Source organism: Henriciella algicola (genome assembly GCF_003576245.1).
Taxonomy (GTDB): Bacteria; Pseudomonadota; Alphaproteobacteria; order Caulobacterales; family Hyphomonadaceae; genus Henriciella; species Henriciella algicola.
In genome coordinates this window covers 1-20,974 of sequence record NZ_QWGA01000005.1, presented here as the reverse complement: position 1 = coordinate 20,974, position 20,974 = coordinate 1, and the positions used below count along the sequence as shown (strand labels likewise).

Genomic DNA, 20,974 nt, shown 5'->3' with positions numbered 1-20,974 from the left:
GCGCAAGCTTGGCGCGCACGCTGCGCCTCTAAACCCCCCGGTAACCGGGGCCATCTAGCTTTATCGTCAACGCACAGTAATGCGACCGGTCAGCTGGGACAGGACATGAAGCTCACCCGCTCTATTCGCGCAGGCCTTCTCCTGCTCGCCTGCCTTGGCGGCATTTCCATTCCCGCCCATGGCAGGCAGGTCTCGCTGGAACCGACATCGCTGGAACTGGCCGGCGCGCCGGGTTCGCGCGAACGTGCCCTCGTCGCCCTGCACAATGACAGCGCGGCGGAGACGGTGGAGCTCACAATCGGTCTCGCTGACTGGGCTATCAGCGCAAACGGCCAGCTCGAACTTGAACCGCCCGGTGATGCGCCTGACAGCATGACAGACTGGGTCCGCTTCAGCCCGGCCTATGTCTCACTTGCGCCGGGAGAGGCCCGCGAAATCCTCGTCGATATCAAGATCCCAGACACGGCGCCGCCGACTGCTTCGCGCCGGATTGCCCTCCTCGCCTCAGCGATCGCACCTGTGACGACGTCGGACGGCGGCAACATCCTTCGAAAGATCGAGAAAACCAGCCTTATCTATCTGACGGGACCGGACGCTAAGAGTCTGCCCGTCATAGAGTCCATCACGCGCGTCCTGCTCGCAGACGGCTCAACCGCGCTTCGACTGGTCGTCTCGAATACGGGTACCGCCCATGCGCGCCTTCAGGGCACGATCCAGATGGACGCGAATAGCGAAAGCACATCCCTGCCCCTGGCAAGCCTCGTTGTGCTGCCAGAAACCCGGCGGACATTCCTCATGCCGCTGGCTCAGCCCATTCCAGAAAGTGCAATGGTATCCGCCAGCCTGACAAACACTCATGCTCCGCAGCATGAAAGCGGGCGAGCCGACCTGATGCGTTATTCCGCGCCGCTTGGTGAGGCCGCGCCGCTAAGATAGCCGAGCCCCTGCAGCATGGACACCGCCTCATAGAGCGGCAGGCCCACAATCGCCGTGTATGAACCGTTGATCCGGCGCACGAATGGCGCCGCCTGCCCCTGAATGGCATAGCCGCCCGCCTTGCCGACGCCATCGCCGGCATGGGCATAGTGTTTGATCTCGTCATCGGTGAGGCGTTTGAACAGGACGCGGGAGCGGACGGCCCGCACTGACATCCGCCCATCTGGCGCACAGACGGCAAGGCCGGAAATGACCTGATGCGCGCGGCCCGACAGCATTCTCAAGCAATCGATGACTTCAGCTGCGTCGCCTGCCTTTGGCAAAATGCGCCGCCCCATCGCCACGACGGTGTCACCGGCGAGCGTGAAGCTGCCAGCATCGTGCACGTGCAACGCCTTTTCGCGCGCCAGGCGTTCGGCCAGCGCAGCAGGCGCTTCGTCTTTTAGCGGGGTTTCATCAATATCGGCAGGCCGGACATGGTCTGGTGCAATTCCGGCTTGCGCCAGCAAGTCGAGCCGCCGTGGACTCGCGCTCGCCAGGATCAGGGGCGCGCGCGTCGCTGGCATCATGACTATTTGAAGCGATAGGTGATCCGGCCCTTGGTCAGATCATAAGGCGTCATTTCGACGAGGACTTTGTCGCCCGTCAGGATGCGGATGCGGTTCTTGCGCATCTTGCCGGCTGTATAGCCGATGATTTCGTGATCATTTTCCAGCTTCACGCGGAAGGTCGCGTTCGGCAGCAGTTCCATGATCGTTCCGTTGAACTCGATCAGTTCTTCTTTTGACATTGGCACTCCTTGTTCAGCCGCAGAGACTGTCAAACCATCCCTGCGGGCCAGATATGGCGCGGTTCGTAACTTTCGTCACCTGGAAGGGCAAGCCGTAAAAGGCAACGCGGCTACGCTGGCGCATTGCGTCTGGTAACGGCTTGGGAAGAAATTTGGTGTCAGATCAGGAAAAATCAATTCCTGGTGTGTGTCATGCCGCATCGACTTGCGACCCATAATGCCTTGCCAGCAGGCTCGGCACTCTTGAACTTTCGCCATCTCGTGGACGGCATGCTTACGCCGTACATGATCATGGATAGAAGCCTGACCATCATGTATGCGAACCAGGCTTATCTCGACTCCGTCGAACGCAAGCTTCCTGAAATCGTCGGAAAGAACATCTTTCACGCCTTCCCCGACACTGACGACCGAACCGCTCCCGTCCGTGAAACCTTCATCCGCACACTGAATGGCGAGACAACGCAGCTTGAGCGCACTTACTACCACTTCCGCCACGCCGACGGCACCGTCAGCACCAAGTGCTGGCAATGCGTGCAGACGCCGTATTACGGCATCGACGGCGATGTGGCCTACATCGTCCAGCACGCCGAAGACATCACTGAATCCGACAAACTTCGCCAGCGTAACGAGATTATCCAGCAGGAACTCGACCATCGGGTGAAGAACATCTTCTCGGTCATCCAGGCCGTCGCCATGCTGTCTGGTAGCCAAGCCGAAACCATCGAAGAGTTCCGCAACGAATTCGCCGCCCGCCTCGCAGCCATGGGACGCACCCATGACCAGCTACGCGATCATAATTGGGAAGGCCTCTGGCTGCATTCTGTCCTGAGAGACGGGCTCGACCAGTTCTGCGGACGCAATTGCGAGCGCGTGACCATTTACGGGCCAGACGTGCGCCTCAGTCCGCGCGGCGCCCAGCACGCCTCACTTCTGATCCATGAAATGGCAACCAATGCCGCCAAATACGGCTGTTTCTCGGTCCCGGGCGGTGCCCTGCGCATTGAAACGGCGCACGGCGATGACCCCCACTCTGTCAAAGTGTGCTGGAAAGAAAGCGGCCTGACCGGCGTGAAGGCGCCAGAGGCTACAGGCTTCGGCTCACAGCTGTTCAACTTCATGCCGAATGTAAGCTATGACCGCGTCTTCGAGGAGGATGGCCTACGGCTGGAACTGACCGCCCGGCTACTCCATCCTATGGCCCCGCCAGAAGAGATCGCTTTTCCGAAAGTCTAGGTCGGCGCCCGGGTCTGTCCGGCATGCAATGCGCAGATCAGCGTAAAGAGACGCCGCGACGTATCGAAATCGACGTCGATCTTGTTCTCCAGCCGCTCTGCCAGCAGGTTCGAGCCTTCATTGTGGATACCGCGCCGCGCCATATCGATGGCCTCGATCTGATGCGGCGACTGGGTCTTGATCGCCGAATAATAATTCTCGCAGATCATGAAATAATCGCGGATGATCCCCCGGAACGGGGAGATCGACAGGATGAACATGTGAACCTTTGTCTGGTCCTCCAGCCTGATATCAAAGACGAGCTTGCGCTCCATCATGGAGAGGTGAAGCACATACGGCCCGCGGTCATCGTCCCTGACCCCAAAAGAGTTTTCTTCGATCAGGTCAAAGATGGCCACGCGCCGCTCATGCTCGGCATCCGGCCCACTTGATGAGAGCGTGTCCTCATCGATCTCGACGGCAACAAGTCGCTTATCCGCCATCGCTCCCACCACTATTGGTACGTATGGACACAGACCGCCTGTGAGCCGGCAAGCCTTCGGCTTCGGCAAGGCGCAGGACAGCTGGGGCCAACGCGGCAAACCCTTCAGGGCCTGCCCGCTGCACACTCATCCGTTTCATGAAATCGGTCAGCCCAAGGCCAGAGCTGAAACGCGCTGCCCGGCTCGTTGGCAGCACATGATTCGACCCGGTCACATAGTCGCCCAGCGCCTCTGGCGTATGGTGCCCGAGGAACACCGCCCCGGCGTGCCGTATCTGCGGCAGCAGGATATCAGGGTCACCTACGGCGAGCTCCAGATGCTCGGCCGCAATCTCGTTTGCGATGTCCGCGGCTTGGTCCAGGTCCCTAGCCAGGATGATAGCGCCATGCGCTTCCCAGGAGGTCCTCGCGCGCACTTCGGTGGAGAGCGTTTTCAACTGCTTTTCCACAGCTTCTTCCACAGACTTACCCACAGGCTTTTCCACAGTGATCAGTATCGACTGGGAAGAGGTATCATGCTCGCACTGGCTAAGCAGGTCAGCGGCGATCCAGTCCGGGTTCGCGCTCTCGTCTGCAATGACCAGAATCTCAGACGGCCCAGCAATCGTATCGATGCCGACACGGCCGAAGACCTGCCGCTTGGCTTCAGCGACATAGGCATTGCCCGGCCCGACAATCTTGTCGACAGGTTTAAGATGCCCTGCCCCGAAGGTCAGTGCCGCAACCGCCTGCGCCCCGCCAATCGGGTAGAACTCGTCGACCCCTGCCTTCAGCGCAGCATAGGCCACCGCATTGGAGAGCTGCCCACCCGGCGCAGGCGCGGTCATCACAACGCGCTTTACGCCGGCCAGCTTCGCCGGCACGGCATTCATCAGGACAGAGCTTGGATAGGACGCGAGACCGCCCGGCACATAGACACCAACACTGTCGAGCGGCGTCCAGCGCCAGCCAAGCTCTATGCCCTCGGCGTCCTTGAAGAAATTGTCCGAAGGACGCTGGCGCTCATGATAGGCGGTGATGCGCTCGGCGGCATAGTCGATGGCCTCACGCAGGTCCGCTGGGCAACCGGCTGCCAGCGCATGCAGGTCCACATTGTCCGATTGCAGCGTGACAGGGTCCAGCGTCAGCCGGTCAAACTTGGACGTATAGCGCGCCACGGCTTCGCCGCCCTTGGCGCGCACGTCGGCCAGCACATCCATCACCGTCTGCGCGACATCCTCGACCTCTCCGCGCGGCTCAGCGAGGAAGGCTGCGAGCTCGTCTGCAAAGTCGCCTTTTGTGCCGTCCAGCCACCTGGCCATGCTAGCGTCTCCTGCGGTCGTGCTGCGGCGTGTGCCGCGTTGTCCATTCATAGTCACTGTCGAGCAGCGTCACATCGAGCACTTCGACAGCCAGTTCCACTTCCCCGTCGCCAGCAAAGTGAAGGCGCACAATGCCGCCCGGCGGGTCTTGATCTGGTTCAAATTCAACCGCGAGCAAAGAATAGACCATGTCAGGGTCAGCGCGCGAAACACCGCGTGTCTTCACAGACAGGACGCCGTCGAACGCCAGCAGCGACCGCACGCGGGTCTTCGGCTCACGCTTGCCCTTATGAGCGGCATCTTCCCAGCGGAAACGATTGATCTCGAGCGCGAAGCGACGCTGGCTGCGCTCAAACCTGATATTCTCCGCCTTGATGACGCAGTCCTGCACAGCGGCTGAAATGATTTTCAGGTCTTCGCTATCCTCAGCGATGAGCCGCAGCGGTTTATCTGTTGCCATGGCGTGTTCAGCCCCTAGCCTTCATCTTCTTCGCTCGTCCGGCGGATATTCGCCCCGACAGCGCTCAGCTTTTCTTCCAGCCGCTCAAAGCCACGATCGAGGTGGTAGATACGGCTGACCGTCGTCTCACCTTGGGCAGCAAGGCCTGCAATGACAAGAGAGACAGAGGCGCGCAGATCGGTTGCCATCACGGGCGCGCCCTTCAGCTTTTCAACGCCCGTCACGATCGCCTCAGAACCGCGCACCGCGATATTGGCGCCAAGGCGCGAGAGTTCAGGCGCATGCATGAACCGGTTCTCGAAAATATTCTCACGAATGATGGAGGTCCCGCGCGCCACCGACATGAGCGCCATGAACTGCGCCTGCAGGTCAGTCGGAAAGCCAGGATGCGGCGCCGTATCGACGTTTACGGCCGCCAGCGGCTGGCCTGTTGTTTCAATCTCGATCGTGCCGGCGTCCTTGTCGGCCTCAACCTTCACACCCGCATTGCGCAGCGCATGGTTGAGCGCGCTCAGCGCCCCGACTGGCGCATTAGTCAGCGTGACGTGCCCACCAGCGGCAGCGACCGCCATCGCATAGGTGCCCGCCTCGATCCGGTCAGACATCACCTTGTGATGCGTGCCATGCAACTCGTCGACGCCCTGGATGGTGATAGTCGAAGAGCCAGCGCCCTCAATCTTTGCGCCCATGGAAATAAGGCAATCGGCAAGGTCTGCGATCTCAGGCTCACGCGCGGCATTCTCAAGCACGGTCTCACCCTTGGCGAGCGTCGCTGCCAGCATGGCATGCTCGGTCGCGCCAACAGACACGAAAGGAAAGACGATCTGTGCGCCTTTCAGCCCGTGGATTGCGGCCGCTTTTACATAGCCCTGCTCGACCAGAAGGTCCGCGCCCATCGCCTCGAACGCCTGCAGGTGAAGATCGACAGGGCGCGCACCGATGGCGCAGCCGCCCGGCAGCGACACGGTCGCATGGCCATAGCGCGCCAGCATCGGCCCCAGCACGTTGAAACTCGCCCGCATCTTGCGGACCTGCTCATACGGCGCGATCGTCGAAGTCAGGTTTTCGGCATTCAGACGGCACTCCGAATCGCCCTTCGGCCAATAGACCTCAACGCCCAGCGTCTGCAGCAATTGCGACAGGAAACGCGTGTCAGCGAGGTTGGGCATATTGGTGAGCGTCACCGGCTCTGCCGTCAGCAGGCAGGCCGCCATGAGCTTCAGCGCAGAATTCTTCGCACCCGAGATCGGGATCTCACCGGAAAGCGGTTGTCCGCCAATGATTTTTAGACTGTCCATGTGCAGGACTTATAATGCGCCGCATGGTCCGGGAAAGGCCGGAATGTGAGGCTTTCGTGAAAGATCGTGACACGCCGCACCAGCCGGGGTGCCGGGCAAGCACGACATGGCCAGGTCAGATCAGGTCAAGCCGCTGAGGAGATCGGTGGATCCTCGCCGTCAGCGCTAGTTCCGGTCAGCGCATCGATCAGCCATTCATAGGTGTCGTCGTCGAGCGGCAGTTCGAAGACAAACCCCGCATAGGTCCTGTTGCGCCACACAAGCGTGCCGTCCAGCGTCTTGCCAGCCAGAGCGACAGAGGCATCGCGCCTTCGCAACAGCCCGGAATGCTTCACCCGGATGCCGTCACGGTTGTAGTCGACAATGGTAACCTTCCGCTCCTTGTTGCCCTGAAGCATAAGGCCCTGGCGCTCGCAGAGGATACGCGGCGTCGACTCATAACTTCTCTGACGCATCCAGGGCCGAAACAGCAAGGCTGCCAGCGATAGAGACGCCCCGATCAAGGCAATCGGTAGAATGAACTGTGTGAGACGACTTGGAGCTTGTGCCTCCGCCACGGGTACATCTTCTTCTTTCTTCACAACTGACGAAGCTGGGCGCTCACGCTCGTCTGAAAAACGCGCCCCTACCGACTCGCGCTGCTGCCGATCGGCATAGCGCGCGCCTATGGCCGCGCCGCCGTCCGAGAGGGTGCGAACGCCCTCGTCGGATGCGACACACCCTTCAGAGCGAAGATAAGCCAGAAGGGTCATCCCGACTTCCGGGGGAACCGCCATCTTCACGACGCGGCGGGCCTTCAGTTCACCATCAGTCTGGGAGGCTGCAACCGCATCGCCAAGACGTTTGAAATACCAGTCGAACTCATGTGGATCGAAAAGGGCAGTTTTTGCCCCGCGATGCTGGCGCCCATCCAGCAGTGGCACGTCGACGAGAAGCCGCGCAAGCTCGTCCCGCGTAGCAGAGCCTTCGGCCGGGCGCTGATTGACCCGCATCAGCCGCACTTCCTGTAGTGCATCACCAGCCGCATTCAGCGAGGCGCACGCTATTTGCGCATGGCCCCGCCCGGAAAGTGCCATGGCGAGCATCGATAGAAGCGAAAGTCCGACCCGTTTCATATTTTCTATTTAGTCAGAAATATTTTAAAAATCGGTTTTCGGAGATATCTATGAAATCCCTTTGCCCACCGGGCTTTTCAGCCGCCTGCTTATCCCCAAATTTCGAGGGCGGGCGACCGAAGAACGAGACCGTCTCCGGGCATCTGTCGAAAATTCAGTGATGCATGGGGGCGCTGGAGCGTGCGCTTTCCCGAAAATGATTCAGGGAAGGATGGTGCCGCGAGACAGAATTGAACTGTCGACCTCGTCATTACCAATGACGCGCTCTACCACTGAGCTACCGCGGCGTTTACGCTAGCGTGCGAGGGCCTTAGCTTAAGCCGCTAATGATGAAAAGGCCGTTTAATGCACGGAACTGAACAAATGGCAGCTAAACAAAACGAAGACAGTAGGGAGGCGCGCCTCAAGGCGGCGCTGCGTGACAACCTGAAACGCCGCAAGCAGGCCGCCCGCAAGGAAAAGCCAGGCAGCACCGCCAAGGACAATGACAAGACGCAGTAGCCATGGGCACGGACCGCCCGCTGATCATACCCACTGAAATCAAAAAGGGCCGCACCATATGGCGCGGCCCTTTTCATTCATTCTGGCATTCGCCTTAGCCGAAGCAGTTGTCGCTCTTCAGCCAGTCATCAATCGCTTTCAGCGATTGACGATGGTGATCAGGCCACCAAGGCAGGCTGTGCGGCATGTCTTTCACTTCAACGAACTTGGCATTCACGCGGCCTTTGACAGCGTTGTAGAAATCGCGGCCTTCAGCGATTGGCACGCGAACATCCCGGTCGCCGTGGTAAACGAGAATTGGGATGTTAGCCTTGGACGTGTTGGCACTTGGGTCCATGCCGTTGATCGTGTTGCCCTGCACGATGCGAGAGATGCGGTTCGCACTCACAATTCTCCGGAAGAGAGCGAGGCTGGACACACCGGCGCCTGAGATCGCGCATTGGTACGGCCCGTCTTCACGGACGGTCGCTGCGAAGGCTGCGAATCCACCATAGGAGTAGCCAAAGATCGCCAGCTTGTCTGGATCAGCAATGCCCTGATCGACGAGATATTGTGCGCCGTCATCCTTGTCGTCCTGCATGGCCTGGCCCCACTCCTCGTCGCCAGCGAACCACAGCTCACGGCCGAAGCCGGTTGAACCGCGATACTGAGGCTGAAGCACGGCATAGCCACGCGAAGTCAGGAAAGGCACCCAGCCGGAGATATCCCAGCCGGCATAGTCGCGCGCCCAAGGGCCGCCATGCGGCAGGATCACAGTCGGGATACGGCCATCGGTGTTCTTGTCATAGCTATCCGGCAGGGACAGAAGACCAGGGATGTTGAGGCCGTCACGTGCCGGATAGTAGATCAGCTCAGTCGTGCCGATGTCCGACTCGTCGATCCACGGACGGCTGTCGCCGATCATCACCACCTTGTTGCGGTTGATCAGGAGGTAATAGGCTGGCGGCTGGTCAGCTGCTTCCGTCGAAAACAGGACGCGATTGCCATCCTTCGCTCCATCGATGATATCGACGATCTGACCTGGGAAAGCCTGTTCCAGACCCTCTTGAATTGAACGCAGCTCCGGATCGAGCCAGTACGTCTCGACGGTTGCCGCAGCGTAGCGGAAGCCGAGCGGCTCGTTCCAGTTCTCTTTATCCGTACCCAGGACCACGCCCGTCGCCGAGAAATCCGGATGAGCAAAGACCGGTTCATTGCTGAACTGGTTGGTCTTCGGGTCATAGAAATAGACCGCTGCCTTGTCCGAGAATTTGTCGGTGATCATGTAGTATTGGCCGGACGCCTCGTCATAACCAGCGACGTCCATCTGATAACGGTTTGAGGCGAGATAATCGAGCGGCTCTTCGCGCTCCATCGCCCCCGTATCCTCGTTGAGCATGTAGGTCTCAACGCGCCAGTCGCCGTCGCCGGCAGGCTCAATGCCCTGACGGACGAGGATGCGGCCATTGCGCGGATCGGTGAAGCTGATGCCCTGACGGCCAGAGCCGTTATAGAGGAACGTTTTCTCTTCGGTCCGCATGTTGACGCGGTAATACTCGGTCTCACCACTCGCGATATTGTTATACGTCACAATGACGTGGTCTTCTTCAAGCGGAAGCGTATTCGAGATGCCGGTCGTATTATTGATGTCGCGGCATTGAGCCAGCTGTTTGTCACGCAGACGCTCGGTGCCAAGCCCCGCGATACCCTCGTCGAGGTCGTCGAGGTCTTTCGACCCGACATAAAACTTCACAACAAAGGTTTTTGTAGCACCAAAGCCGCCGCCTTCAGTACAGAACGTCTGACCTGTCCAGGCCTGACGGCCAACGACGAACACCTTATCGCCTGGCAGCGCCTGAATGGCGGCAAACCGCATTTTATTGTTCGGCGGCGTGATGCGCGTTGGCACCAATGGCTTCGAGGTGTCGATCGTGTCTGGCAGCTCCCAGCTGGCCAGTGACAGCGTTTCATTGTCTTCGCCCGGCGTCGCAATCAGACCGACCATATAGGTCCCGTCATTCGACATCGACAGGCTGCTGATATTTGGCTCCTTGGCGAAGGCCTCAATCGAGACCGGATCCGCCTGAGCTCCGAATGCCAGCCCGGCAAGGCCAGCCGCCGCAATAATTTGCCGCTTCATAGATGCTCCCTTCCATCACGCATGAGTTGGGAACAGTTGCCGAATGTGCAGCTTTGGTCAACTTCGCCTTGCAGGCGCATATTTGTCCCCCTAAGCGCGAATTCGGGGCAAGACTTGCCCGTTCCCGTTACCGAAATGTCACACAATCTTTCAACGTCCAAAATCCATGCAACTAGGGTTTGCGGAATTGTAATGATGGGTGCATTCGTTTGACCATCCCGGCACTCAGGGCGGGACTCAGGGAATTTATTCCGATTTTTGAAGGGGTATCCATGTCGATTAAAAACGATCTGCGGTATCTTGCGCTTGGCTCCGTAGCCTACAGCGTTTTCGCCATTACCGGCGTTGCATATGCGCAAGAAACCGAAACTGACGAACCGATCATTACGACCGAGAGTCAGGACGATGAAGACGAAGCAGAATCGCGTCAGGAACGCGTTGTCGTCACCGGCTCGCTTCTGCGCCGTGACGAGTACAGCTCGTCCTCTCCGATCCAGGTGATCACCGCTGAAACCGCAACGGCTGAAGGTCTCATCGACGCGACCGACATCATCCAGTCGCAGTCGGTTGCTTCCGGTTCAACCCAGATCAACGGTAACTTCGGTGGCTTCGTCGTCGAAGGTGGTACCGGTGTGAACACCATCTCGCTGCGTGGCCTCGGCGCACAGCGTACGCTGGTTATCTTCAACGGCCGTCGTATCGGCCCATCCGGTGTCCAGGGCCAGGTTGGCGCGGTTGACCTCAACGTCATCCCGACTTCCGCTGTCCAGCGCGTTGAAATCCTGAAGGACGGCGCTTCGTCCATCTACGGTTCCGACGCTGTTGCCGGTGTGGTCAACGTCATCACCCGTCGTTCGATCGACGCTCCAGAGCTCAACGTCTCTTTCAACGTTCCTTACGAGGGCGGTGGTGAGCAGTGGTCTGTTGACGGTGCATACGGCTTCAACTTCGACCGTGGTAACGCAGTCATCTCCGCTTCCTACCAGAAGCTCGAGCCACTGACCTTCCGCGACCGCGACTACTTCGACTGCCCGCAAGAGTATGTCTATGACCGTAAAGGCGGCACCCGCGTCGACACGCTCGACCCGAACACCGGCCGTCCGATCTGTCTTCTGTCCATCACGGACGCGATCGACATCAACGCTGGCCCACGTCTCATCTATGACGAAGACCTCGGCGACTTCCGTCCGTCGGCCTTCGCAGAGCGTGAGTACTACAACGAGAAGTACCGCGACACGGCTGTGATCCCGGAAACGGAACGTGCCAGCATCTTTGCAACCGCCGACTACAACTTCGGCTGGGCAGAGTTTTTCGCTGACGCGCTCTACACCAACCGTAAGACTGAGCAGGAATACTACCGCCAGTTCTTCCCATGGGCATCGCCTGCTGACCCGCAAAACCCATACGGCAACTTTGCGCGTCCGATCACGATCGCTCCATTCAGCACCGGCGTAGAAATCGATTACTACTCCGTCACGGCTGGCCTGCGCGGCGACTTCGGCAACATGCTTCAGGACTGGACGTGGGAAACCTCGGCTGTCTACTCGAAGTCCGAAGGCGACTACACCCGTCAGACCTTCCCGCTTAACCGCGTTGTCGACCCGATCCGCGCTGGCGGTGCAGTCAACGTCGGTACGCCTGGCAACTTCCAGTGTTTCTACATTGAAGACCAGGACTACGCCGACAACGGCCTGAACGGCACCTACGTGCCTTGCCCTGTCACCTACAACTACTTCACCCGTGATTTCGTTGAAGGTAACATCGCTCCAGACGTTCTCGACTTCCTTATCCAGGACGACAGCGGTTCGACCACTTACGAGCAGCTGACGCTTTCGGGCATCGTGACCGGTTCGCTCTTCACGCTGCCAGCTGGTGATGTCGGTGTGGCTCTCGGCGTTGAGTATCGTGACTACGAACTCGACGACCAGCCAGGCTTCTACTCGCGCAACAACATGCAGTGGGGTCTTTCCTCTGCTGGTGTGACCGCAGGTAGCGACAACGTCATCGAAGCTTTCGGCGAAGTCGAAATTCCTATCCTCGCAGGCATGCCGTTCGCAGAAGAGCTCACGCTCAACGTGTCCGGTCGTGTTTTCGAGTACGACTCCTACGGCTCTGACTCGGTCTACAAGGCTGGTCTGAACTATCAGATCACCCCGTCGGTCCGCGTTCGCGGTACCTACGGCACGTCGTACCGTACCCCGGCCCTCTACGAGCTGTTCCTGGGCAACCAGACCTCGTTCCTCGGCCAGGCTGCGATCGACCCGTGTGACTTCTCCGATCCGGCTAACCCACCAGCCAACCCGAACATCCGTCAGAACTGTCTGACGCAAGTTCCGGCTGACTATGATCCGTTCGGCTCGTCCGCTCTGATCACCACGGGCGGCGGCGCAGGCATCCTCGATGCTGAAACCTCCGAAGCCATCACGGTCGGTGCGATCTACACCCCAACCTTCGCTAACCTGTCGGTTGCTGTCGACTACTTCGAAATCGAAGTGAACGACCAGATTGCTCAGCTCGGTGCCGGTTCGATCGTTTCGGGTTGCTATGCATCCGACTCGTTCCCGAACGACGCACTCTGCCAGCTGTTCAACCGCGACCTTGACCCTGCAAGCCCAACCTACCTGCAGATCACGGACGTCAACGACAGCTACGTGAACATCAACAGCCAGACCAACCGCGGTCTCGACCTCACCGCTCGTTACGAGCACGAGTTCGACCTCGGCGACCTCATCGTCGACCTCCAGGGTACCTGGACGTTCGAAGATAACGTCGAGCTGTTCGGTGGCATCGACTCCGACGTCGACGAGAACAACGGCACGATTGGTGATCCGGACTTCACGGCTAACAGCCGTATCCAGTTCGTCACCGGCGACGTGACCCTTAACTGGTTCACCGACTTCGTCAGCCGTACCTCGAACGACGAGATCTTCGGTGGTTCGCTGTTCCCGTACCGTGACGGTCAGGTTCGCTACTTCAAGCAGTACACCGAGCCTTACTTCCTGCACTCGGTGTCGGCTCAGTACCGTGCTGACGACTGGCGCGTGACCTTCGGTGTGACGAACGTCTTCGACGAAGCTCCACCGATCGTTTCGACCGGTGCTGCAACCCGCCGCGGCTCTGTTGCCCTGGTTGGTACGCAGTACGACTATCGCGGCCGCAGCGTGTTCGCTCGCCTGCAGAAGTCGTTCTAAGCCTCAAGGCTTGAAACCAAATCAAGGAAGGCGGGCCGTTCATCGGCCCGCCTTTTTTCTTGCCTGCTAAGCGGTGGGCCCGCGCCGTGGTCCCCGGTCACCAAACCACCAGAGCGTTGCGGCCGTCGCTGCGAATGTCGCCGTTTCAATGATCGAGGCCCGCCCTGCCCCGTCGGCGCCAATCCAGATCAGCCCGGCAATCAACCAGAGCAGCAGTGTCAGCGCTGGCCGGGTGACGCCGCGCACTGCGCTCACCCATCTATAGCTCTCGCCAATAGCTGCATCCGCCGCCATGGACGCCGACAGCCCAGCCCAGCGCCCGCTGACCTCCGCAAGCGCCAGCTCGCCTTCGGTCTCTTCCGCGCGCGCATGCCGCTGAAGCTCAAGCAGCTTTGTCTCATGCGCCCAGCGCTCTGTTTCGTGCTGCAGGCGCTGGCGCGTCTCGAAATGGCCTGCCACCCGCCCAAGGGCTGTGCCGATAAGGCCAAACAGCCCGCCGCCTGCCGCACTTGCGGCAAGGCCCGTTATTGGATCCATAGTCTTTCGCTTCCCGAATAGTACCAGCGCGCTGGCCGCGCCCGCCTGTCGACATGAAGGAAGCTTCGCCCAAGGCCGAGACCGGTGAACCCCGCCTCGATCGCCGCATCGAGCAACGCCCCACGGCTATGCCCCGCGATCTGGATATCCGCCGCGATCTGCTTGTGGCGCGATAGCGGCGCTCCGCCGACCGCCGCATTCCAGCCGGCACACCTGTGTCCCGATGTCAGGACGAGCGGCCTGCCTGCCCGCGCCCGCATATCCTCCAGCGCATCCAGAAACTCAGCATCGTGCCAGTACTGCCCGCTGCAGAACCTGCCCGCGCATCTGCAAGCAAGCTCCCGCACGGCAAAATGCGGCCAGCGCCAGCTGGCTGACAATGCGCGGACCGCGCTTTCAGGGTTGGCATAAAGCAAGTGCCGTGTCCTCCTTCGACGGAAGACACTATGACCGGGCCAGTCAGGGGGCGGACCAATTCGCTCCGCCCCGTGGAGGCCCCCGCAAGGGCGGGCGTTGTCCCGCCCGGATCCGGCGGAACTACGGCGTCCACCGGGATGGGACGACGCCGCTTTATCTACTCATCAAGACCCATCGATGCCGTACAGGCGGCCAATACGGGCTCGCTCTCATCGCCAAACAGGCCGAAATGGTGCGGCTCGACGCGGGTGTTTGGCTGCGCATTGAAGAAGGCGTGCTTGATAGCGGAGGCAGGCCCCCGGCGCCGGCGCGCCGCATCGACATAACCCTGCGCGATAGCCGCCTTGTCGGCTTCTCCAGCGCTCTCAAAACCGGCGGCCTTGGCCTCCTGCTGGACGATCGTGTCCTCTGAAGCCTTTTCTACATAGTGGGCAAGGCGCGCGCAGGTGAGGTCCGGATAGGTCGCAGTTTCAAAATCCGGCCGTGTCGTGCACCTCTGCAGGGATGTCTTCAGCGCCTGTTGCTGCGCTGCGTCACCGGACGACATGACCTGGAACAAAGCCTGGCTTATCTGCGCCCGGTCCTCTGTCAGCGTCTCCGCCTCACCGGTCAGCAACTTCGCGTGCGTAGACCAGGCGCTGGTCATTTCCTTCACCTGCGTCTCAGCATCAGAGCCGCGCGGGACATAGCCCGCCGACATGACAAGGAATTGCTCGCATTCGATTGCGTCATGCACCGCATCGCCAGCAGCAGGCAATGCGACCGCAAAGCTCAGTGACAGGCCAAGCGCAAGCTTCAGGAATTGATGTTTCATTCCGGGGTCCCCTTCCGGTTTCATCTACGCATACCGGCTCCTGCCCCCCGACAGAAAGCCAGCATGTTCTGCTTCTCAGCAAAGCGCGAATTTTCTGCATCGCGCAAGCAGCTGATGCACCGCCCGAAGGCGATGCATCAGCCCACTCATCTTTCAGCAAAGATCAGCCTGCAGGCGCAAAGGCCCGGCCCGTCGACAGGGCTGCGATGGCTTCATTGTATTCGCGCTCGAGCTTGTCGACGAACTTTGCCGTCGGCATGCGCTCTTCAATGGCGCCAATGCCCTGGCCGCAGCCCCAGATATCCTTCCACGCCTTGGACTTCTGGTTGCCGCCAGAGCCAAAGTTCATCTTGCTCGGATCGCTTTCTGGCAGGTCGTTCGGGTCGAGACCAGCTGCCGCGATGGACGGGGCGAGATAGTTGCCATGCACGCCGGTAAACAGGTTGGAATAGATGATGTCCTTCGACGCGCTATCGACGATCATGTCCTTATAGCCATCTGCCGCGCGGGCTTCGTCACAGGCGATGAAGGCAGAGCCGATATACGCAAAGTCAGCGCCCATGGCCTGCGCCGCCGCGATTGATCCGCCATGCGCAATAGAGCCGGACAGCGCCAGCGGGCCGTCGAAGAACTGGCGGATCTCCTGGATCAGCGCAAACGGCGACAGCGTGCCCGCATGGCCACCAGCGCCCGAGCACACCGCGATCAGGCCGTCAGCACCCTTCTCAAGCGCCTTGTGCGCAAAAACCGTGTTGATGACGTCGTGCATGACGATGCCGCCATAGGACTGGATCGCGTCATTCACTTCGGTGCGCGCACCCAGCGACGTAATCACGAACGGCACCTTGTACTTCACGCAAAGCTCAAGATCCTCTTCGAGGCGGTTATTCGTCTTGTGGACGATCTGGTTCACCGCGAAAGGCGCGGCCGGACGGTCCGGATTGGCCTTGTTATAGGCGTCGAGCTCAGAGGTGATCTGATCCAGCCACTCATCGAGCTGCGAAATCGGGCGCGCATTCAGCGACGGGAAAGAGCCGACAACGCCGGCCTTGCACTGGGCGATGACAAGCTCTGGGCCGGAAATGATGAAAAGCGGCGAACCGATGACCGGCAGACGCAGATTGGAAAAAATGGATGGCACGGACATTGGACGCTTCCCTCTAAAGCAAATTCCTCACTGCCGCAGACCTAACTTCGCGCGCGCGCGCGACAAGACATGACGTTGGGAAAATCGCTGCCGCTCAGCTTCGCGCGTCCAGCCAGTCGAGGTCTTCCTGAAATCGCTCGGCCAATATGCGGCCCACCGCAGGCTGCGCCGCCTGCCAGCGTTCCCAGGTGAAAAGGTCCTTGATGAGCGTATTGTCGGCGCAGGCAACCGAGACCGGGACGGCCAGTTCAAGCCGCCTGTTCTGGCGGGAAAAATCCTGCCCGAAATACGTCGTCTGCACGGTGTCTGGTTGGCCCACACCTATCAACGGATTGTCCTGTAAGCGCTTTTCCAGAGGGATGACCTCAATGAAATTTGCCTCCCGCGCATACACATCGACGATGTGGGCGGTATCACTGAAGCGCCGCCTCTCATCATCAGCCTTCAGCGACAATAGGCGGGGCGACGTCGTAAGCTCTCTCAAGGCGCTATCGCGCACAGAGATGCCAAACGTGCCCATGGCAAGGTTGATCGCGCGGTTTACCGCTGCGGTCGCCTCTTCGCTGTCATCGCACGATTGCAAGGCGTCGATACCGTCCCCCACAACGCCCAAACCCGTCATGACATTCGCATTCTCGGTCTCCAGCGTTTCCAGATTGACGGCGAGTTCCGCGCGATATCGCTCCAGCGCATCCTCATACGCCGCCCGATCGGCACGCGCACTGTTCCAGTTGCCAAGCTGCACACCGATGAACACACCCAACACGACGATGAAGAAATCCAGCACCACAGCGAGCCAGTCCTGCTCGCCGATATGCCGGCTCAACCGACGAAGTAACATGGTTTCGATTGCCCCCTCGCGCCCATGCCGTCATCCTTGCCGAAAGCATCTCGGAAATCGAGGGCAAATACCAAAGGGAGGGCTATCGCATGGCAATCAGCATGAAAGACAAGACCGTCGTCATCACAGGCGGCGCAACCGGCATTGGCTTTGCGCTGGCCAAGCAATTTGGCGCGGATGGCGCGCGGATCATCTTGGCTGAACCGCGCGAGCATCGGCTTCAGGAAGCCTGCGAGGCACTCAGCCAGATTGGCACTGAAGCGAGCTACAGCGTCTGCGATGTAACGGATCTGGCCCAGGTCGAAGCACTGGCTGATCATGTCTGGCAAACTTATGGTGGCTGCGATGTCCTTCTGAATAACGCTGGCGTCGGCAGCCGCGAGAAGCGTCTGCCTGACGTGCCGATGAACGACGCGCACCACATCATGAACGTCAACTTCTGGGGCGTCTGGCATGGCTGCCGCGTGTTCGGCGCGCGCATGAAGGAGCAAGGCACGCCTGCCATGATCTACAATACCGGCTCAGAGAACTCCTTCTTCTGCGCCACCAATGCGGCTGCCTACATCGCCTCCAAACACGCCGTCCTCGGCCTGACAGAAACCTTCCGTGAGCAGATGCCAGACTTCATCACCGTCGGCCTCATCATTCCCGGCTGGGTCTCAACCGAGCTCACCCCCGGCTTTGAGGACGTCGCAATGCATGCCGATGAGTTCGCGGGCATCATCTATCCGCAAATCCTCGAGGGTGAACGCTTCGTTGTCTCGCACGCCTACAATACTGTCAGGATCGATGAACGCATGGATGCCCTGAAGCAGTCCTATGCCCGCTACGCCCCCCGCCATGACGGCGACGAGCAGTACGATGTCCGCGACTACATCCAGCGCATCCGCGAGCGCGGCCAGATATGAGCGAGCTTCGCCTCACACCCGTCTTTGAAGACGCAACCGGCGGGCCGGATGAGCCCCTGCTGCGCCCGATCAAGGCGACGGCCACCAAAGCCGACTATGATGCATTCCTGATATCTCTCTGCGACTACAATCAGGACACACCCCGGGGAACTCTAGGTGAGAGCATTCAACGCTTGGCGGACGAGGAACAGTGCGTCATTTCGGGCGGCCTCATCGCATCGAAAGACGAATTTCTCCTTGTGCCCGGCTGTTGCTGCGGCCTCGAAGGCTGGACCGAGTGGAAAGGCATCAAACCGGGCGCAGACAGCCCATGGCTCGGTCACGACCCCTCGCCCACGATAGAGGCCTTGGACCAATTGGTCGTATTACACTCAGGCGGCGGAACCGTTTCGGCCTCCAGCCACACCCCGCCCGAAAGACTTGAAGTCACCTATGCGGAGCTGAACGCGGCTGTCGCGGAAGCCGAGCGTGATCTGATCGCCTTCATGATGGGTTTGCATTACCATCTGCGCGAAGAGTACGGGCCTTCCGGCGACAAGCTGGCGCGCAAAATCGCTGGCTGGTTCTCAATCCCGCTAGTCTAACGCTCCAGAGCCTTGGCCTGCTTCTGTTGCCTCGCCTGGTGCTTCATGAAGCTGGACAGCAGCCCTTTGGCCTTTGGCGGCTGCCGCCCTTCCGCCATCGCCTCGATTGCGAGGTAGTTCCACGCCATCTGGCCCAGCGCGTTGACCATCTTGATCATGCCGATGCCGCTATTGGGGCCGAGGAAGCCTGGGCCGAGGCGCATCTTCTTGGCATGGTTTTCCAGCCGCTCGCTCTCGCCGGACAGCAGGCGCGCAGGCCCATACGGATCACCGCAGAGCGGCGCGCCAAGCCCGATCATGTCGGCCATGCCTGAGGACACCGTCTCCTCCATCGCCACTCTGGAGCGGAAGCCGCCTGTCGCCATGACCGGCATCTTCGCGCGCTCGCGCACCATGGCGGCATAGTCGACGAAATAGGCCTCGCGCGCCTTGGTGCTGGCACGCACGGCCTGCTCCTCGCGCGCCTGCATGCCCTCAATGCCGAGCAGCGCCGGTTGCTCATAATTGCCGCCTGAAATCTCAAGCAGGTCGATGGACTTCTCGTTCAGCCACTCGACCACCTGGATACAGTCCTCAAAGCTGAAGCCGCCCTGCTGGAAATCAGCCGAGTTGAGCTTCACCCCGACGCCAAAATCCGGCCCGACCGCCGCGCGCACCGCATCCACCGTTTCCAGCAGAAAGCGCGCCCGGTTCTCCAGCGAGCCGCCATACTCGTCATTGCGGATGTTCGAGCGCGGCGAGAGGAACTGGCTGATCAGATAGCCATGCGCGCCATGCACCTGCACCCCGTCAAAGCCGGTTTCCTTTGCGACCTTGGCGACATGGGCAAAGGCCGCAATCGTCGCCTGTATCTCCTGCCCCGTCATGGGCCGCGGCTTGCCGAACTGGTTGCCCGGAAGCGCCAGCTGGATGTCGGAGGCGGACACAGGCGTCTTGTTGACGATGGTCGGCGTCTGGCGCCCGGCATGGCTGATCTGCATCCACACCGCCGCGCCCTGCGATTTCGCCGCCGCGCTCCACGCCTTCAGCGCTGCGAGGTGTTCCGGCGGCTGGTCCCCCACAATCGCGACATTGCCGGGGCTTTCCAGATGCATCCGGTCGACCAGCACATTGCCGGTCAGAAGCAGGCCGCAGCCACTGCCCGCCCACGTCTCATACAGCTTCGCGTGACGCTCATCGGCGCAGTTCAGCGGCCCGGCCAGCTGCTCGGTCATCGCCGCCTTGCACAGCCTGTTCGGCAGGCGCGCCCCGCATGGCAGATCAAGGGGTTGTTCAAGAATGCTGGTCATCGTGGCCCTCCCGTCGCGTTCGCCAGCATGACCCAGCCTGCGCTTACCGTCCACGGGTTTTCCTTGCGCCCCGCGCCGCTGCCCCCTATTAAGGCCCCTCAAGAGGCCGAAAGGACACCGAAGACATGGATCAAGCACGCACCCAATTCGCGCTGCCTGTTTACCTGACCCGAGAGGTCCCCCATGTCTTCCTGTCTCACCCTCGACTCCCTGTCGCTCGCCACGCCTGAAGGCGACACACTTTTTGACAATCTGACCCTGTCACTCGGACGCGAGGCTGTCGGCCTCGTTGGACGCAATGGCTGTGGCAAGTCCACGCTCTTGAAAGCGATCGCGGGCAACCTCGCCCCTGCGCGCGGCCAGATCAACGTGCATGGCCGCGCCGCCATGCTCCAGCAGAGCTTCGATGAGGCCGAAACCGTAGCCCAGGCCCTTGGCGTCCGGACAGACCTTGCCCGCCTCGCCCGCATCACCGCTGGCGATGGCACAGCGGAGGATTTCGACGCCGCTGACTGGACGCTGGAAGCGCGCCTCGAAAAGGCGCTCGCCGACACCGGCCTCGCTGGAGTCGATACAACCCGCAAGATCGGGACCTTCTCCGGCGGGGAGCGCACGCGCATCGGCCTTGCCCGCCTTCTGCTGGCAGAGCCTGACCTCATCCTCCTCGATGAGCCAACCAATAATCTCGACGCTGAAGGCCGCGCCAGCGTCATGTCCCTCATCGAGAGCGGGCCCGGCGGCCTGCTGATCGCCAGCCATGACCGCGCCCTGCTGGAGCGGATGGACCGGATCGTGGAGCTGACCCCTGTCGGCTGCACCGTCTTCGGCGGCGGCTGGTCAGAGTTTGAAGCCGCCCGCAATGCGGCACGCGCCCGCGCAAGGGCCGAAGCGACCAGCGCCGCCAACCGCCTCAAAGCCACCGAACGCAAGACCCAGCAAGCCAAGGAACGCCAGGACCGATCCGACGCGCGCGGCCGGGCCGTCCGCGCCCGCGGCGACCAGCCAAAGCTCG

Annotated in this window: 21 protein-coding genes and 1 tRNA gene; 7 read left to right on the top strand and 15 right to left on the bottom strand. The window is 60.6% G+C overall.

The window, feature by feature from the left end; all coding sequences use genetic code 11:
- The first annotated feature begins 105 nt into the window (after positions 1–105).
- A complete protein-coding gene (locus tag D1222_RS08315) occupies positions 106–936 on the top strand; it encodes a hypothetical protein (protein WP_119453806.1) in 831 nt (276 codons plus the stop codon).
- Here the strand turns inward: D1222_RS08315 and D1222_RS08310 are convergent.
- Together D1222_RS08310 and infA are read right to left on the bottom strand one after the other, a co-directional pair.
- Positions 897–1,502 carry a Maf family protein gene (locus D1222_RS08310; protein ID WP_119453824.1) on the bottom strand — a complete coding sequence of 202 codons (606 nt, stop codon included), beginning with the start codon at positions 1,500–1,502 and terminating at the stop codon, positions 897–899. The genes D1222_RS08315 and D1222_RS08310 overlap by 40 nt on opposite strands.
- Positions 1,503–1,507: 5 nt before the next feature.
- Positions 1,508–1,726: a translation initiation factor IF-1 gene (gene infA, locus D1222_RS08305; protein ID WP_018147535.1), complete on the bottom strand. Its 219-nt coding sequence runs from the start codon at positions 1,724–1,726 to the stop codon at positions 1,508–1,510.
- A gap of 192 nt (positions 1,727–1,918) precedes the next feature.
- Between infA and D1222_RS08300 the strand changes: the two genes are divergently transcribed.
- A complete protein-coding gene (locus D1222_RS08300) occupies positions 1,919–2,959 on the top strand; it encodes an HWE histidine kinase domain-containing protein (protein ID WP_119453805.1) in 1,041 nt (346 codons plus the stop codon).
- On the opposite strand, the gene D1222_RS08295 is transcribed toward D1222_RS08300, so the two are convergent.
- From D1222_RS08295 to D1222_RS08270, 6 genes are all read right to left on the bottom strand, one after another.
- Positions 2,956–3,441, bottom strand: coding sequence for a UPF0262 family protein (locus tag D1222_RS08295; RefSeq protein WP_119453804.1), 486 nt, complete (start codon positions 3,439–3,441; stop codon positions 2,956–2,958). The genes D1222_RS08300 and D1222_RS08295 overlap by 4 nt on opposite strands.
- Positions 3,431–4,741 carry a histidinol dehydrogenase gene (gene hisD, locus D1222_RS08290; RefSeq protein WP_119453803.1) on the bottom strand — a complete coding sequence of 437 codons (1,311 nt, stop codon included), beginning with the start codon at positions 4,739–4,741 and terminating at the stop codon, positions 3,431–3,433. Before hisD ends, D1222_RS08295 begins: the two co-directional genes overlap by 11 nt.
- A 1-nt stretch (position 4,742) precedes the next feature.
- Positions 4,743–5,201, bottom strand: coding sequence for a DUF2948 family protein (locus D1222_RS08285; RefSeq protein WP_119453802.1), 459 nt, complete (start codon positions 5,199–5,201; stop codon positions 4,743–4,745).
- A gap of 14 nt (positions 5,202–5,215) precedes the next feature.
- Entirely contained in the window at positions 5,216–6,499 is a 1,284-nt protein-coding gene (murA, locus tag D1222_RS08280; protein WP_119453801.1) for a UDP-N-acetylglucosamine 1-carboxyvinyltransferase, read from the bottom strand.
- 125 nt (positions 6,500–6,624) lie between these two features.
- Positions 6,625–7,614, bottom strand: a complete 990-nt coding sequence (locus D1222_RS08275) for a hypothetical protein (RefSeq protein ID WP_147371837.1) — start codon at positions 7,612–7,614, stop codon at positions 6,625–6,627.
- A gap of 212 nt (positions 7,615–7,826) precedes the next feature.
- Positions 7,827–7,901 (bottom strand) — tRNA-Thr (locus D1222_RS08270).
- A gap of 76 nt (positions 7,902–7,977) precedes the next feature.
- Between D1222_RS08270 and D1222_RS15745 the strand changes: the two genes are divergently transcribed.
- Positions 7,978–8,115, top strand: a complete 138-nt coding sequence (locus D1222_RS15745; RefSeq protein WP_182481919.1) for a hypothetical protein — start codon at positions 7,978–7,980, stop codon at positions 8,113–8,115.
- 94 nt (positions 8,116–8,209) lie between these two features.
- Here D1222_RS15745 and D1222_RS08265 read toward each other — a convergent pair whose 3' ends face one another.
- Positions 8,210–10,234, bottom strand: coding sequence for an alpha/beta hydrolase family protein (locus tag D1222_RS08265; protein ID WP_119453799.1), 2,025 nt, complete (start codon positions 10,232–10,234; stop codon positions 8,210–8,212).
- Positions 10,235–10,506: 272 nt separating this feature from the next.
- Here D1222_RS08265 and D1222_RS08260 point away from each other — a divergent pair, with 272 nt between their 5' ends.
- Positions 10,507–13,425: a TonB-dependent receptor plug domain-containing protein gene (locus D1222_RS08260; RefSeq protein ID WP_119453798.1), complete on the top strand. Its 2,919-nt coding sequence runs from the start codon at positions 10,507–10,509 to the stop codon at positions 13,423–13,425.
- Positions 13,426–13,491: 66 nt separating this feature from the next.
- On the opposite strand, the gene D1222_RS08255 is transcribed toward D1222_RS08260, so the two are convergent.
- The 5 genes from D1222_RS08255 to D1222_RS08235 form a co-directional block, all read right to left on the bottom strand.
- On the bottom strand, positions 13,492–13,962 hold the full coding sequence (locus tag D1222_RS08255; RefSeq protein ID WP_119453797.1) for a hypothetical protein: 471 nt from the start codon (positions 13,960–13,962) through the stop codon (positions 13,492–13,494).
- Entirely contained in the window at positions 13,950–14,378 is a 429-nt protein-coding gene (locus D1222_RS08250; RefSeq protein WP_119453796.1) for a D-Ala-D-Ala carboxypeptidase family metallohydrolase, read from the bottom strand. The genes D1222_RS08255 and D1222_RS08250 overlap by 13 nt, the downstream gene beginning before the upstream one ends.
- Positions 14,379–14,536: 158 nt before the next feature.
- Positions 14,537–15,193 carry a hypothetical protein gene (locus D1222_RS08245; protein WP_119453795.1) on the bottom strand — a complete coding sequence of 219 codons (657 nt, stop codon included), beginning with the start codon at positions 15,191–15,193 and terminating at the stop codon, positions 14,537–14,539.
- Positions 15,194–15,356: 163 nt separating this feature from the next.
- Complete coding sequence (locus D1222_RS08240; protein WP_119453794.1) at positions 15,357–16,340, bottom strand: NAD(P)H-dependent flavin oxidoreductase; 984 nt, start codon at positions 16,338–16,340, stop codon at positions 15,357–15,359.
- A gap of 94 nt (positions 16,341–16,434) precedes the next feature.
- Positions 16,435–17,181: a hypothetical protein gene (locus D1222_RS08235; protein WP_147371836.1), complete on the bottom strand. Its 747-nt coding sequence runs from the start codon at positions 17,179–17,181 to the stop codon at positions 16,435–16,437.
- A gap of 89 nt (positions 17,182–17,270) precedes the next feature.
- Between D1222_RS08235 and D1222_RS08230 the strand changes: the two genes are divergently transcribed.
- Positions 17,271–18,089, top strand: a complete 819-nt coding sequence (locus tag D1222_RS08230) for an SDR family NAD(P)-dependent oxidoreductase (protein ID WP_233348603.1) — start codon at positions 17,271–17,273, stop codon at positions 18,087–18,089.
- On the top strand, positions 18,086–18,673 hold the full coding sequence (locus tag D1222_RS08225) for a hypothetical protein (RefSeq protein ID WP_119453792.1): 588 nt from the start codon (positions 18,086–18,088) through the stop codon (positions 18,671–18,673). The genes D1222_RS08230 and D1222_RS08225 overlap by 4 nt, the downstream gene beginning before the upstream one ends.
- On the opposite strand, the gene D1222_RS08220 is transcribed toward D1222_RS08225, so the two are convergent.
- On the bottom strand, positions 18,670–19,962 hold the full coding sequence (locus tag D1222_RS08220; protein WP_182481918.1) for an NADH:flavin oxidoreductase/NADH oxidase family protein: 1,293 nt from the start codon (positions 19,960–19,962) through the stop codon (positions 18,670–18,672). The genes D1222_RS08225 and D1222_RS08220 overlap by 4 nt on opposite strands.
- A 183-nt stretch (positions 19,963–20,145) precedes the next feature.
- Between D1222_RS08220 and D1222_RS08215 the strand changes: the two genes are divergently transcribed.
- Positions 20,146–20,974, top strand: an 829-nt coding sequence (locus tag D1222_RS08215) for an ATP-binding cassette domain-containing protein (protein ID WP_147371835.1), incomplete at its 3' end; no start/stop codon positions are given.

Excerpts from the sequence above, each read along its gene's own strand:
- D1222_RS08315 (WP_119453806.1), top strand. The coding sequence starts at position 106 with ATGAAGCTCACCCGCTCTATTCGCGCAGGCCTTCTCCTGCTCGCCTGC.
- D1222_RS08310 (WP_119453824.1), bottom strand. The coding sequence starts at position 1,502 with ATGCCAGCGACGCGCGCGCCCCTGATCCTGGCGAGCGCGAGTCCACGG.
- infA (WP_018147535.1), bottom strand. The coding sequence starts at position 1,726 with ATGTCAAAAGAAGAACTGATCGAGTTCAACGGAACGATCATGGAACTG.
- D1222_RS08300 (WP_119453805.1), top strand. The coding sequence starts at position 1,919 with ATGCCGCATCGACTTGCGACCCATAATGCCTTGCCAGCAGGCTCGGCA.
- D1222_RS08295 (WP_119453804.1), bottom strand. The coding sequence starts at position 3,441 with ATGGCGGATAAGCGACTTGTTGCCGTCGAGATCGATGAGGACACGCTC.
- hisD (WP_119453803.1), bottom strand. The coding sequence starts at position 4,741 with ATGGCCAGGTGGCTGGACGGCACAAAAGGCGACTTTGCAGACGAGCTC.
- D1222_RS08285 (WP_119453802.1), bottom strand. The coding sequence starts at position 5,201 with ATGGCAACAGATAAACCGCTGCGGCTCATCGCTGAGGATAGCGAAGAC.
- murA (WP_119453801.1), bottom strand. The coding sequence starts at position 6,499 with ATGGACAGTCTAAAAATCATTGGCGGACAACCGCTTTCCGGTGAGATC.
- D1222_RS08275 (WP_147371837.1), bottom strand. The coding sequence starts at position 7,614 with ATGAAACGGGTCGGACTTTCGCTTCTATCGATGCTCGCCATGGCACTT.
- D1222_RS15745 (WP_182481919.1), top strand. The coding sequence starts at position 7,978 with ATGGCAGCTAAACAAAACGAAGACAGTAGGGAGGCGCGCCTCAAGGCG.
- D1222_RS08265 (WP_119453799.1), bottom strand. The coding sequence starts at position 10,234 with ATGAAGCGGCAAATTATTGCGGCGGCTGGCCTTGCCGGGCTGGCATTC.
- D1222_RS08260 (WP_119453798.1), top strand. The coding sequence starts at position 10,507 with ATGTCGATTAAAAACGATCTGCGGTATCTTGCGCTTGGCTCCGTAGCC.
- D1222_RS08255 (WP_119453797.1), bottom strand. The coding sequence starts at position 13,962 with ATGGATCCAATAACGGGCCTTGCCGCAAGTGCGGCAGGCGGCGGGCTG.
- D1222_RS08245 (WP_119453795.1), bottom strand. The coding sequence starts at position 15,193 with ATGAAACATCAATTCCTGAAGCTTGCGCTTGGCCTGTCACTGAGCTTT.
- D1222_RS08240 (WP_119453794.1), bottom strand. The coding sequence starts at position 16,340 with ATGTCCGTGCCATCCATTTTTTCCAATCTGCGTCTGCCGGTCATCGGT.
- D1222_RS08235 (WP_147371836.1), bottom strand. The coding sequence starts at position 17,181 with ATGTTACTTCGTCGGTTGAGCCGGCATATCGGCGAGCAGGACTGGCTC.
- D1222_RS08230 (WP_233348603.1), top strand. The coding sequence starts at position 17,271 with ATGGCAATCAGCATGAAAGACAAGACCGTCGTCATCACAGGCGGCGCA.
- D1222_RS08225 (WP_119453792.1), top strand. The coding sequence starts at position 18,086 with ATGAGCGAGCTTCGCCTCACACCCGTCTTTGAAGACGCAACCGGCGGG.
- D1222_RS08220 (WP_182481918.1), bottom strand. The coding sequence starts at position 19,962 with ATGACCAGCATTCTTGAACAACCCCTTGATCTGCCATGCGGGGCGCGC.